Origin of the sequence: Treponema sp. (assembly GCF_024696245.1) — a bacterium.
GTDB lineage: Bacteria > Spirochaetota > Spirochaetia > Treponematales > Treponemataceae > Treponema_D.
In genome coordinates this window covers 1-13,985 of sequence record NZ_JAILGZ010000020.1, presented here as the reverse complement: position 1 = coordinate 13,985, position 13,985 = coordinate 1, and the positions used below count along the sequence as shown (strand labels likewise).

Annotated in this window: 9 protein-coding genes; 7 read left to right on the top strand and 2 right to left on the bottom strand. The window is 36.3% G+C overall.

What is annotated here, in order from left to right; translation table 11 throughout:
- From K6D58_RS01420 to K6D58_RS01395, 6 genes are all read left to right on the top strand, one after another.
- Positions 1-1,672: DNA topoisomerase IV subunit A (locus K6D58_RS01420; protein WP_296826791.1), on the top strand; the 1,672-nt coding region annotated here is incomplete at its 5' end.
- Complete coding sequence (locus tag K6D58_RS01415) at positions 1,672-2,673, top strand: hypothetical protein (RefSeq protein ID WP_296826789.1); 1,002 nt, start codon at positions 1,672-1,674, stop codon at positions 2,671-2,673. The genes K6D58_RS01420 and K6D58_RS01415, both read left to right, overlap by 1 nt.
- A 5-nt stretch (positions 2,674-2,678) precedes the next feature.
- Complete coding sequence (locus K6D58_RS01410; RefSeq protein WP_296826787.1) at positions 2,679-3,263, top strand: IMPACT family protein; 585 nt, start codon at positions 2,679-2,681, stop codon at positions 3,261-3,263.
- A complete protein-coding gene (locus K6D58_RS01405; RefSeq protein WP_296826785.1) occupies positions 3,254-4,027 on the top strand; it encodes a histidine phosphatase family protein in 774 nt (257 codons plus the stop codon). The genes K6D58_RS01410 and K6D58_RS01405 overlap by 10 nt, the downstream gene beginning before the upstream one ends.
- A 58-nt stretch (positions 4,028-4,085) precedes the next feature.
- Positions 4,086-6,344, top strand: a complete 2,259-nt coding sequence (locus K6D58_RS01400; protein ID WP_296826783.1) for an EAL domain-containing protein — start codon at positions 4,086-4,088, stop codon at positions 6,342-6,344.
- Positions 6,341-8,611, top strand: a complete 2,271-nt coding sequence (locus tag K6D58_RS01395) for a GGDEF and EAL domain-containing protein (RefSeq protein ID WP_296826781.1) — start codon at positions 6,341-6,343, stop codon at positions 8,609-8,611. Before K6D58_RS01400 ends, K6D58_RS01395 begins: the two co-directional genes overlap by 4 nt.
- Positions 8,612-8,740: 129 nt before the next feature.
- Here K6D58_RS01395 and K6D58_RS01390 read toward each other — a convergent pair whose 3' ends face one another.
- Positions 8,741-10,240 (bottom strand): glycine hydroxymethyltransferase, encoded by a 1,500-nt coding sequence (locus K6D58_RS01390; RefSeq protein WP_296826779.1) that lies wholly within the window; start codon positions 10,238-10,240, stop codon positions 8,741-8,743.
- Positions 10,241-10,355: 115 nt separating this feature from the next.
- On the opposite strand from K6D58_RS01390, the gene K6D58_RS01385 reads away from it, so the two are divergent.
- Positions 10,356-12,761, top strand: a complete 2,406-nt coding sequence (locus tag K6D58_RS01385) for a glycoside hydrolase family 2 protein (RefSeq protein ID WP_296826777.1) — start codon at positions 10,356-10,358, stop codon at positions 12,759-12,761.
- An 82-nt stretch (positions 12,762-12,843) separates the two neighbouring features.
- Here the strand turns inward: K6D58_RS01385 and add are convergent, their stop codons facing one another.
- On the bottom strand, positions 12,844-13,893 hold the full coding sequence (gene add / locus K6D58_RS01380) for an adenosine deaminase (RefSeq protein ID WP_296826775.1): 1,050 nt from the start codon (positions 13,891-13,893) through the stop codon (positions 12,844-12,846).
- Positions 13,894-13,985: the final 92 nt, after the last annotated feature.

Sequence of the window (13,985 nt, the reverse complement as noted above, 5' to 3'; positions counted from 1 at the left end):
CCCTGCATCAGCAGGACGTTACATTGAATGCCGCCTTCATCCTCTGGCAAAAGATTTTTTTGTAACTAATCCGGAAATTACTCACTTTGTTCCAAACTATGACGGCCGTGACTTAGAGCCTGAGGTTTATCGTTCCAAGCTCCCTATTGTTCTTTTAATTGGTGCAGAAGGAATTGCTGTCGGAATGAGTACAAAGATTCTTCCTTATAACCTTAAGGAAGTTCTTGATGCAGAAATCAAATGTCTTAAGGGAGAGAAGTTTAAGCTTTATCCTGATGTTTCTACCGGCGGTCTTATTGATGTAAGCGGTTACAATGATGGTAACGGAAAGATTATTACACGTGCAAAATTTGATACCAGTGATGAAAAGAAAATTGTAATCACTGAACTTCCTGTTGATACTGATGCAAAGTCCCTTCTTAAGTCCATTGATTCAGCATATAAGGCAGGAAAGATTAAAATATCTTCCGTTGATAACTTTACTACCAACAGCTGTAACATAGAAATCAAACTGCCTCGTGGCGTTTATTCAAAGGATGTAGTTGATTCCCTTTATGCCTATACCGACTGTGAAAAATCCATTGCCTGCCAGATGCTGGTTATTAAGGATAATATGCCGGTAGTAATGACTGCTACAGAAATCATCAAGTATTATGCAAAAAAACTTGTAGCAATTATTAAGGAAGAGCTGGAATTTGAGCGAAGCAAGCTTACGGAAGAACTTCATCAGAGAACTCTTGAGCGTATCTTTGTTGAAGAACGTATTTATAAAAAGATTGAAGAGCAGAAAACTGCAGAGGCAGTACAGGCTGCTGTAAAGAAGGGCTTTGTTCCATTTAAGAATGAACTTATCCGTGAAGTTACTGATGAAGATGTTGAACACCTTCTTCAGATTCCTATCCGCCGTATTTCTCTTTTTGATATTAACAAAAATAAGGATCAGGTAGCTGCAATTAATGCCCGCCTTAAGGAAATTGCAAAACGTCTTAAGCATCTTACAGACTGTGCCGTTGAATATCTTGAAGGCATGATTGAAAAATTTGAAAAGCTTGCTAAGGCTGCTGCAGAAGATAAAAGGGATTTCTCTCTTGAAAGAAAAACAAGTATTGCTTCTTTCTCTCAGGTTGATGTTAAGGAAGTTGCTAAAAGAAATATTCCTCTTCGTTATGACGACAAGGGGTATATCGGTACATCAGTTTCCGGTGGAAGGGAACTTCTTAAGGTAACTCCATTTGACAGAATTTTCTTTGTAAGAAAAAGCGGTTTGTGGACAGTTTGTGATGTTCCGGAAAAACTCTTTGTGGACAGCGGAATGTGGTACTGTAATTATGCAGAAAAAGAAATTGTATCTGCAGTTCTCTTTACAATAATTTATCGTGATCCAAAAAGCAGACAGTGTTATATAAAACGCTGCCGTGTTTCCGGCTGGATTATGAACAGGGATTATAACTTTGCTCCAGACGGAATGGAAGTTCTTCATGTAGATACCAGACAAAAATTTAAGTTCACCCTTCATTATGTTCCAAAGGCAAGACAGAAGATTAATGAAGCAGAATTTAAAGCTCAGTCTTATGAAGAAAAGGGATTAAAGACTCTTGGTTTACGTCTTGATACCCGTGAAGTTGAATCAATTGAAGTTGAAAGTGCTGATGCACAGGGAATGCTTTTATAATGAATACAAAAATGAATCTGGAAAATCCTGAATATTTTAAAATGCTTACTGTTACACGCAGTGCGGTTCAGAAGAACATAGGGAAAGCTTATCTTTCTGCAATTGTCCTTATGCTTATAAAGCTTGCTGTTAATTTTTTATGCTCAAGGCCCCTGGGCTTTGCAGCTGACAGTAAAATTCCGGGACTTTCCCTGATTCTTTTTTACGTTTTAATGCTTGTAATACTTCAGTTTGTTTCCGGTCTTCTTACTTTTGGAATGATAAAGCATTGTACCGACATGATTTTAAACCGGGCTGCCTATGTAAAGTCTGTGCTCTTTGGTTTTAACAGAAAGGATGCCTGGAAGATTTCTGCCTTTACAACTGTTTTGTATTTTCTTGCTATTGCCTTAAGCCTTGCAGTATCAATTCCACTGGTTATGTACATTTTTAAAACTTACAGTTTAAAGCTTTCTTCTCCACATGTTTTTTCTTTTACTGTAATTGGATTATCCCTTATTCTTCTTATTTTTAATATTCTCATAAATGTTCCTTTTATGTTTGCAGTTAATGTAAGTCTTGAATCTTCGTCTGCATCCCTTAAGGAAGTGCTAAAAAAAAGTTTTGCCTTTATGAAGGGAAGAATGATTCATTTTATGGGGTTTGCACTTTATTCTGTGGGAAAGAATGTGGTAATAATCATCGGCTGTATTTTTGTTACCCTTGCACTTCCATCTCTTGCAGGTATTCTGGAGTTTCTTGTAATACTTGAAATCTTTACTGTTGTATTAAAGCTATATTTTTCAATTCCGGTTTATTATTATTCACTTCTTGCAGTAAATGGTATGCTTAAAAAGCATAAGGAAGAAAATTCTTCTGAATCAAGTCTTCCGGCTGATGATGGCACTGATAATGAAAATGCCGGAGAAGATGAAGATGAGGCCGGAACAGATGATTCTGACTCAGGTGATTCTGACTCAGGTGATTCTGACTCAGGTGATTCAGCTTCAGAAGAGAACTGAGATTTATGAAAGTTCTTCTGGGCTATCAAAGTACAGAACTTAACATAAAGAATTCCCGTTTTTTGGCAGAAGCTTTTATTGCAGAAAGTCAGGCTCAGGCAAGGGAAATACTTCATTCCCAAAAGGAAAAATATTCTGACGCTACCCATGTTGTTCATGCTTTTATTACAGGAAAAAAGGGAGAAGTAAACGGCATGAGTGATGACGGTGAACCTTCCGGTACAGCAGGTCGTCCAATGCTGGATGTACTTAAGGGCAGGGGAATTACAAATATTCTTGTTACTGTAACACGATGGTTTGGTGGAACCCTTTTAGGGACAGGGGGGCTTGTAAGGGCTTACTCTGACAGTATGAAGGCCATTCTTGATAAATGTCAGTATGAAGAACTTATAGAAAAAAAATCTTTTTCTTTAGAAGCTTCCTACGGTGAATATGAAAGTGTAAAAAGGCTTTTGTCCCTTTATCATATAAGTGATGTGGAAGAAGCTTTTGAAAGTTCAATTACAATAAAGGCAAATATCTGGTTAACGGAATATGAAGATCTTGCCGGAAAATTAAAGGATTTAAGCAGGGGGAGAATATGCATCTGATTTTTGTTCGTCACGGAGATCCTGACTATGCCAATGATAATGTTACTCAGAAAGGAAGAAGGGAACTTGAACTTCTGGCTGAAAGAAGTAAAAACTGGAAGGTAGACGAAGTATATGTTTCTCCTATGGGAAGGGCTGCAGCTACGGCAGAAGCCTGTCTTAAAAACTGGAATGTAAAGCCACAGACTGTAAGCTGGCTTAGGGAATTTAATTATCCCCTTACAGATAAAGATGGTAATAAAAGAATAGCCTGGGACTGGCTGCCAAGAGATTATTTTTCTGAAAAAAAATATGCAGATGTAAATAAATGGTGGTCTACAAAAATCATGAAGTCCGGAAACATCCTTGGACATTATAATGAAGTTTGCAACGGAATTGACAATATACTTTCCTGCTATGACTATTCAAGAATATCTCCTTCCATGCCTGTTTATAATTGTTTTCCTCATATGACTGCAGAAGAAGCAGCTGTGGATACTCATCTTCTTCCGGAACAGAAAGATCTTGATAACAAGAATATTGTTTTCTTCTGTCATCTTGGAGTTATGTTTGCAATTTTAAGTCATTTAACAGGTATTTCTCCAGTACAGCTCTGGCAGGGATTTTTTGTTGCTCCCTCTTCTGTAACTATTGCTGGGGCAGAGGAGAGAATTCCCGGAGAAGTTGCCTGGAGAATTCAGACTATGGGGGATACTTCCCATCTTAGAGCCGGTAATGAAAATATGTCAGCCAGCGGTTTTTATGGAAGCTGTTTGAGTTATTAGAAGAAATGGTGTAAAATTAACCCTGGAGTTAAATTTGCATTTAAGATATATACTTTCAGTGTTAATTTATACCTTAATACTTCCTCTTTTAGGTTTTACGGTTTATTCAGTTAAAAAAAAGGAAAATGTTTCTATTTCCCTGGTAATAATGAATCTTCTGTGTACCTTTACAATGTATCTTTATGCAACTTCATTGTGGGTTGAACAGTACAGTCTTGTTTTTCTATTTGCTAATTTTTATTATGCCAGTGTTCCCTGGCTTTTGTTCAGCGTTGTAAATTTCATGATGATTTTTACAGAGCTTTCACGCAAAAATAAAAGTCTTATAATCAGGCTGATTATTTTTGCTTTATGTCTCTGTGATTTGTTTTCTTTTATCATAAACCTTAATTACCATAATGTTCTTGATATAGTTCAGAAGACTGATGAGAATGGAGTTGTCCTTGGCTGGGTTGCTGACTACCGCTGGCCTTTTAACATTCATCTGGCTCTTTCTTACCTGCAGGTAATAATTGTAGGCGGTTGTCTGATTTTAAAAATATTAAGGTCAAGCAGGATTTTCCGCATTAAGTATGAAATTGTTTTTGGAATGTTCATGCTTATAATCGGTGTTAATGTAATGTTTCTTACAGCCCTGCCTTTTTTTGATTTTAGTATTCTTGGTTACGTGGTTTGTGCCCTTTATCTTTGTTATTCTTCACTTTATTCAATGCCAAAATATCTGTCTTCACAGATGATGAAGCTTATTTCAGAAAATATAAATCATGCTATTGTTTGTTTTGATTCAACCGGTAATAAAATTTTTTCAAATAAAAAAGCCGCTGAACTTTACAGGTATAGGGATTATGTTAAGCACCTTAATGAGCTTGTCGATGAAAATAATTCGGATTCCTTTATGAACAGTCAGATTGTTTATCTAAATGAAGAAGAATGTTTTTTTGAAGAAGATGTTAACAGGGAAAAAGATAATAAAAACCGTCTTATTGGTGTAAGCGTTAATATAAGTGACAACACAAAAGTCATGAAGAAAATGGAGAAGGAACTTTATATTTCTACTCATGATGAATTAACCGGTTTGTATAACAGAAGAAGTTTTTTTGAAAATGCAGCAAGTATTATCCGTAATAACAAGGATACTCAGTTTTATCTTGTAGCAACAAATATTAAAGATTTTAAAATGATAAATACCTGTTTCGGAACGGAGTTTGGTGATGAAGTTCTTATTGAACAGGCAAAAAAACTTTTACTGGCTGATTATCCTAAAACCATACACGGAAGAATATCCTCTGATAATTTTGCCATGCTTATTCCAAAAGAAAATTTCAGTCAGAAGCTTTCGGTTAAAAATACTTCCAGCCTTCAGGCTTTATTTGAAAACCTTCATTATGAAATCAGGATTTACATTGGTATTTATGAAGTTTCAGATATTTATGAAAGTGTGTCAGCCATGTATGATAAGGCACAGATTGCCATAAGAAGTATTTACGGTAGTTATGACAAGACCCTGGTTTTTTATGACCGCTCCCTTATGGAACAGCTTTATGAAGAAAAAAATATTGTAAGTGATTTTGAAAAATATATAAAAAACGGAGCCTTTGAAGTAAACCTTACTCCTTTATTTACCTGTGACACGGAAGATGTATGTGGTGCCCAGATTGTTACAAGATGGAATAATCCTGTAAACGGAATCCTTAATGAAGATGAATATACTGACCTGCTGGATAAAACCATGCTGCTTCATAAACTGGATTATTATGTATGGGAAGAAACGGTAAAGATTCTTTCTGAATGGAAAAAGAAGGACATTAATTTAAAACTCAGTGTTAAGATTCATCAGCAGTCCTTTTACTATCTTAACTTGCCTGAAGTATTTAAGTCTCTTGTTAATCGTTACCAGATAAATGCTGCTTCTCTTGTTTTAGGTGTAAATGAAAACTGTTTTACCAGGGATGTAAAAATGCACGTGGATGTATTAAACAAACTCCATGAAGCAGGTTTTAAGATTGAGCTGGATGGCTTTGGAAGTCAGTTCTCTTCACTAAATATCCTGAAGGATATTAATGCTGATGTCCTTAAGATTAATTTTGATCAGTTTTATCAAAATGAACAAAGTGACAGAACACTTACTATAATTGATTCCATGATTTCCATGAGCAAGGCTATTGGAATGGTAGTTACTGCCCAGTGTGTAGAATTTGAACATCAGAAGGATTTTTTAAGAAGGGCAGGCTGCGATATTATTCAGAATAATTTCTGTAATATGATTTTTTCTCAAAAAGAATTTGAAAAAATGTACATGGGGAGTTTGAAGAAATGATACTTGACAGTGTAAAAATCATTTATATATTGCTCTCGCTTTTTATAATATCCGTTCTGGTATATTTTATCCGTCTTGTTTTTAATAAAGCTGGTGCCATAAAAAAAGATGCAAACAGGATTATGATTATTGCCATTATAGCAATAATTTTTTATACCATTTTTTCTATTTCTGATAATTATATTCTGGCAAAGATTATGTGCAGCTGTTATTTTATCTGTACTGATTTAATGGTCTACAGCATGATTAATTATTCAATTAATTATACCGGCTTTGTTCAGAATAAGGCTCTTTCACTATTTAAGAAAATATGTATCTGCCTGATTATTCTTGACGGAGCTTCCCTCCTGTTAAATACTTTTACGGAACATAGTTTTGACATTCAGCAGGCTGTTGCCTTTACAGGGGTTGTTTACTGGCTTATGCTTTTTACACCCCTTCATTATATTCATCTGGATTTTTGTTATGTAATGGTAGCTTCTTCTCTTTTACTTCTCTTTAAGGCTTTCTTTAACGTTGCTTCCCTTTATAAACAGAAGTATCTTACTGTAATCGTTGCTTATCTGGTTGTAATCTTTGTAAACATGTTCTGCTATACAGCCGGGACTGTAATAGATTTTTCTGTATGGCTTTATGCTCTTCTTGCAGGTTTTATCAGTTATTATTCCATTTTTACTTTTCCTGAATCTCTTGTTATTAAACTTTTAAATCGTGTAAATGAAAGTATTAAAGAAATAATCATCTGCTTTGACCTTGATGGAAACTGTATTTACCACAATAAGGCAGCCCTTACTCTTTTTAGCAGCAGGGAACATTTTGACAGGGAAAAATGTCAGGCTTTTTATAAAAGCTGGCAGCAGCAGAATGGTACTTATTCCTGTGCAATAGATGGAGGTTCCCGTTACTACATTGTAGAAAAAAATGTCCTTCAGTATTCAAATGTAAGAATCGGAGATTATTTTCTTTTAACGGATAAGACTCAGGAAATTAATGCATTAAAAAGGGAACAGTATAATTTTACTCATGATGAAGTTACTGGCCTTCTTAACAGGGAAGGTTTTTTTAAGAATGTAGACGAAGTCTTTTCTAAATACAACGACCAGCAATGGATGATGGTATGTACCAATATTCAGGATTTTAAAATGATTAATGAAATCTTCGGTACAGAAACTGGAGACAGGATTTTAAAGAAGGAAGCCGAGCTTTTAAAAAGATATGCCCATAAAGATTCTGTTTATGGAAGAATTGCTGATGACAAGTTTTGTATCTTCTTTAGAAAAGAATATTTCTCGGAAGACGTCGTTAAACAATATTACGATCAGATAAAAAAAATAATTTCTTCCCAGTCATATGAACTTCATATGCAGTTTGGTATTTATGAAATAAAGTCCGCTGATGAATCTGCAGATTCCATGTTTGATAAGGCTATGTTTGCCATGGATGAAATTCACGGAAACTACATGAAGCTCATCAGTTATTTTGATTCCAACCTTATGGATAAAAGGCTTTCTGAAAAAAATATAATTGCAGATTTTGATGAAGCTATCAGTAAGGAAGAATTTGAACTTTACCTTCAGCCTTTAATTACAAACAATAATAAATCTTTTGGTGCAGAAGTTCTTGTAAGATGGAATCATCCTGAGAGGGGAATAATTGTTCCTGATTTCTTTGTTAAGGTTTATGAACAGTGCGGTCTTATTTCCAGGCTTGATCTTTATATCTGGAGAAAGGCCTGTGCCATCCTTAAGGACTGGAAGAGCAGGGGACTTACGGAACCTTATCTTTGTGTAAATGTTTCTCCCTGGGATTTGTATTACTTTGATCTTTATGCAGTATTTACAGGTCTTGTTTCTGAATTTGGAATTGACCCGGGTCATCTTAATATTGAACTTACAGAAACGGTGTTACTGTCTGATTATAAAAAAGTAATGGAACTTTTTAAGAAGCTTCAGGACTTTGGATTTAAAATCGAAATTGATGATTTTGGTTCAGGTTATTCATCCCTTAATATGCTTAAGGATATTAAGGCCGATATATTAAAAATAGACATGCTCTTTCTTAATAAGACAGTTAATTTTGAAAAGAGCCGTAAAATTCTTGCAGCAATTATCACTCTTGCAAAAAAGCTGAACATGAATGTAATTACTGAAGGGGTAGAAAATGAATCCCAGGTAAAGATGCTTTCTGATTTAGGATGCAATACCTTCCAGGGCTATTATTTTTCAAAACCATTAAGTGTTACAGAATTTGAAAAGAAGTATTTTTAATTTTTATCTGCCATCTGCATAACTAAAAAAAATCCCGGAAAATAATACAGTTTCATTTTTAAAAACTTAACTGTACTTAATTCCGGGATTTAAGCTGAATTATCTGTCAGCTATTGTTTTATAAAAGCCTTATTTAACAAATTCTTTTTTAAGGAAGTCAAGGTCAAGTTCCGGATAAAGAACATGAGCGCTAAGGAGGGCCTTAACTCTCTTTTTACCTTCTTCTTCTACTGCAGGGTCAAGTTCGATTTTTCCCTTTGCAGGTTTTCCTTCTTTTGTAAGGCCTGGTTTAGTTCCCTTAAGAACAAGGTCAATAATTGAAGCAACTTCTTCCATGTCTTTTTCGTTCATGCCAAGAGTTGTAAGACCTGGAGTACCAATACGGATACCACTTGTCCACCATGCACCGTTCTTGTCATAAGGAAGGGCATTTGCATTTGCAGTAACACCACACTTAAAGAGGGCTGCTTCTGCCTGTTTTCCTGTAAGACCATAGGTTGTTACATCAATAAGCATAAGGTGATTTTCTGTTCCTCCAGTCTGGAGAATCATTCCCTTATCCATACATGATTTTGCAAGAGCCTGGGCATTCTTTACAACATTTGCAGCATAGTTTCTGTATGCTTCTGTATTTGCTTCTTTAAGGGCAACGGCTTTTGCTGCCATAACGTGACCAAGTGGACCACCAAGTACCATTGGACAACCTTTGTTTACATAATCCATAAATTCTTTTTTACAGAGAATAAGGGCACCTCTTGGTCCTCTAAGTGTTTTGTGGGTAGTTGTAGTTACAACATCAGCCCATTCAACAGGATTATATTCACCAGTGAATACTTTACCTGCAACAAGACCTGCAAAGTGAGCCATGTCAACCATCAGAACTGCACCACACTTGTCTGCAATCTGGCGGAATCTCTTAAAGTTGATTTTACGTGGGTAAGCAGAAAAACCTGTAAGAAGAATAAGTGGTTTTACTTCCATTGCCTGCTTTTCAATTGCATCGTAGTCAAGGAGACCTGTTTTTTCGTCAACACCGTAAGGATGGCTTTCAAACATACGGGCACTTACATTCATCTTGTAACCGTGAGTAAGGTGTCCGCCACAGGAGTAATCAAGACCCATAAGACGCTGGTTACCGAATCTTTTTCTGAGCATGTCAAACTGTTCACCAGTAAGTTCACCAAGAGATTTAACTCCAAGTTCTTCCAGGGTTGGCATTTCTACTGTTTTAGAAAGAATAGCCCAGTAAGCTACAAGGTTTGCATCAGCACCTGAGTGAGGCTGAACATAAGCATAATCTGCACCAAAAAGCTTTTCTGCTTCGTGAGCTGCAGTGTTTTCTACTGCATCAATATTTACACAGCCACCATAATATCTGTGTTCAGGAAAACCTTCTGCATATTTGTCGGTAAGCAGGTTTCCCATTGCAAGCTGAGTGCTGAGGGAACAATAGTTTTCTGAAGCAACTAACTTAAGGTGAGAACGCTGATTTTCAAGTTCATTAACAACATCAGCGGCAATTTCCGGAGCAACCTGGCTTACAGTCTGGAGACTGGCAACATAAGCTGTCATGGCTGCATTCAAAGAAGATCCTGCTTCTTTCAAATAGTTTTCAAGTGGTGTAGACATACAAACTCCCCTTACATAATAATACTGACTATTGTAATTGACAGTAAATAAACTTTCAATTGCCCTGCCTTTTATCTATGGTAAAAATAGGTTCTATCGTGTAAAATATACAGATATGAAAAACAGAATTTACTTAAATAATGACTGGGAATATTCATCTGATTTTGACGAGAAAATGCTTTCTCCAAAATTTAAAGGCAAGTGGGAAAGTGTTCGCATTCCACACTCTGTATCTGAAACACCATTTAATTCTTTTGATGAATCTGTATATCAAAAGCTGTGTATTTATAGAAAGACTTTTAAAACAGAAAGTGAATGGTCTGGAAAAAAAGTTTTACTTACAGTTGGAGCTGCTGCCCATAAAGCAGAAGTATATTTAAATGGAGAAAAACTTTGTGAACATAAATGCGGTTATACAGCCTTTACTGTAGATCTTTCTGAGCATCTTGCTGCAGAAGGTAAAAACAATCTTCTTGCAATAAAAGTAGACAGCAGGGAAAGCCTTGATATTCCTCCTTTTGGTTATGTAATTGACTACATGACTTATGGTGGAATTTACAGGGACGTATATCTTGAATTAAAAAATCCTGTTTATATTCAGGATGTATTTGTAAAGACTTCTTCCAATCATCTTGAATCAGAAGTAAGTCTTGAAGGTGAGGATATTCCTGAGGGCTATACCATTCAGCAGAAAGTTGTAAGTGCTGCTTCAGAAAAGGGTGAGCCAAGTGCAATGATTACAACTCCTGCTATAAGAAAAACCCTTACAGCCTGTGATGCTTCTCCTGTAGTTGCCTGGACTCTGGAAAATCCGGCCCTTTACAATCTTGTAACTGAACTTAAAAACGAAAAGGGTAAGCTTGTAGATTCAAAAACTGTCCGTTTTGGTTTCAGGGACATTCGTTTTGACAGCACAGGCTTTTACCTTAACAATAAAAAAATCAAGCTCAGGGGCCTTAACCGCCATCAGAGCTATCCTTATGTTGGTTATGCAATGCCAAAGAACATGCAGTCTGATGATGCTGACATTCTTAAATATGAACTTGGCCTTAATTACGTAAGGACTTCTCATTATCCTCAGAGTCATGCCTTTATAGACCGTTGTGATGAACTGGGGCTTCTTGTATTTACTGAAATCCCAGGCTGGCAGCACATAGGCGGAAAAGAATGGCAGGATCAGGCTGTTGCCAATGTGGAAGAAATGATTCTTGAATATAGAAATCATCCAAGTATTTTTATGTGGGGTGTAAGAATCAACGAAAGTCAGGATAATGATGAACTTTATACCCGTACAAATGAACTTGCTCATAAACTTGATTCAACCCGTCCTACAGGTGGTGTAAGGTATCTTCAGCACAGTCACCTTCTTGAAGATGTTTATACCTTTAATGACTTTGTTCACACAGGTAAGAACAGGGGCAGCCGCCTTAAGAAAATGGTTACTGATACCCAGAAGGGCTATATGATCAGTGAATACAATGGTCATATGTATCCTACCAAAACTTTTGATGATGAAAGTCATCGTACGGAACACGCTTTAAGGCATGCAAATGTTCTTGATTCAGTTGCAGGTGATGATGAAATTGCAGGTTCTTCCGGCTGGTGTGCCTTTGACTACAATACCCACAAGGATTTTGGAAGCGGTGACAGAATCTGTTATCACGGTGTAATGGATATGTTCCGTAATCCTAAGCTTGCTTCCTATGTTTATGGAATTCAGCAGGATAACAGCGTAACAGGAGATATTCTTGAAGTTACAAGTTCCATGGACATTGGAGAATATCCTGGAGGTGCAATTGGGGGAATCTGGATTCTTACCAATGCAGACAGCGTAAAGCTTTATACAGGAAATACCTTTATCCGTGAGTATACCTGTGCAGACAGTCCTTATGAAAACTTAAGGAAGGGACCTATTCCTCTCTTTGATATAATCGGAAACCGTCTTGTTGATGAAGATGGAGTTAAGGCTAAATACTCAGAAGAAATAAAGGAACTTCTCAGGGCTGCTCAAAAGTACGGTCTGGATAAGATTCCATTTAAGTATAAGCTTAAGTTTGTTAAACTTCTTTTGTGCCGTGCAGTTACCTATAAAAAGCTCGAAAAATTCTACTGGAAGTATATGGGCAGCTGGGGTGGTGCAGGTCAGTCTCATAAGTTTGAAGCCTATAAAGAAGGCAAAATCGTTAAGACTGTAATAAAAACTCCGGGTAAAGAGACTTCTATTGAACTTAGTTCCCGTCGTACTGATCTTGTGGAAGAAGAAAGTTATGATGTTACAGCCGTAAATATTCGTGCAAAAGATGAACATTATAACCTTCAGCCTTACTGTCAGGAAGCTGTTTCACTTTCTGTAAAGGGACCTGTAGAAATTATAGGACCTTCTGCTGTTTCCCTTAAGGGTGGAATGGCAGGAACCTATATTAAGACTACTGGTAAGGCCGGAAAAGCCCAGCTTATTGTTACTGACTGGCAGGGTAAGGAAACTTATATGAACTTTACGGTAAAAGTAAAGAAGGCATAAGACTGGCACAGTTCAGGCTTTAAAATAAGAAAGCTGCAGTTTACATAAGGTAAGCTGCAGCTTTTTTTATGCTGTATTTTTTTTACTCTTCCTTTGCATCAGGATGGTCCTGGAACCATTCCTTCCATGCCTTATCTACAGAAGAGCAATACTTTTTCTTTGCACTGTCAGAAATAAATGAATTCCTGAAGGAATTTTTTACAAGATCCTTTATTTCTTTAAGGGTAAAACCAAGTTCCTTGTAAACATTCCAGTATTCGTCTATAAGGGATACTTTAAAGAAGGTAGGATCATCTGTATTGATTGTAACGTTAACTCCTGCATCATAAAGTTTTTTTACTGGATGCTGGTCAAAACTTTTTACGATTGTATTTGTAAATACATTGCTGGTAGGACAAACTTCAAGACATATTTTATTTTCTGCAAGTTCCTTAAGGAAGTCACTGTCGTTAATGGCAGTAATTCCGTGGCCTATTCTTTCTGCCTTAAGAAGATTTATGGAATCTTTCATGGACCAGCTTTCGCAGATTTCTCCTGCATGTGCTACTACATGAAGTCCCTTTTCTTTGGCTTTAACAAAGACTTTTTCATAGTCTTTAGCAGGACCGGTTGCTTCGTTTCCTCCAAGGCCTATTCCAATAATATCCGGACTGTTTTCTTTAAGGACAAGGTCCAGATTATTCATGGCATTTTCAAGACCAAAGCTGCGGCTTACGTCTATAATGATTTTTACGGTTCTGCCTTTTTCTTTTTTTATTTTACTTATGCTCTTGCTTATAAGGCTGATCATTTTAGAAAAGTCCCAGCCCTTTTTAAGATGTGATGTAGGACTTATAAAAGTCTCACAGTATACAATATTGTTTTTTTCCAGATAGTCTGAAAAATCCTTAAAGAGAAGCTCCATGTCTTCTACATTGGTAAAGAATTTCTGAATCTTTATAAAAGAGTCAAGAAAACCTGCAAGATCAGTGTAGGCAAAAAGCTGATCATATTCTTCTGAGGTTATATCTTTATTAAAACTGCGTTTGTATACCTTTTTTATAGTACTGCGGCTTAATACTGCTTCTTCATGAATGTGAAGTTCAGCCTTAGGCAGGGCAGTGAGCAAACTATAAAAATCACTCTTTTTCATATCTTAAATTATAACATAAAATTCGGTCAAATAACAACGATTTGAAAAACTTTCAGAAACTTATTAAAATAGTAGTACTTTTAATTAAATAA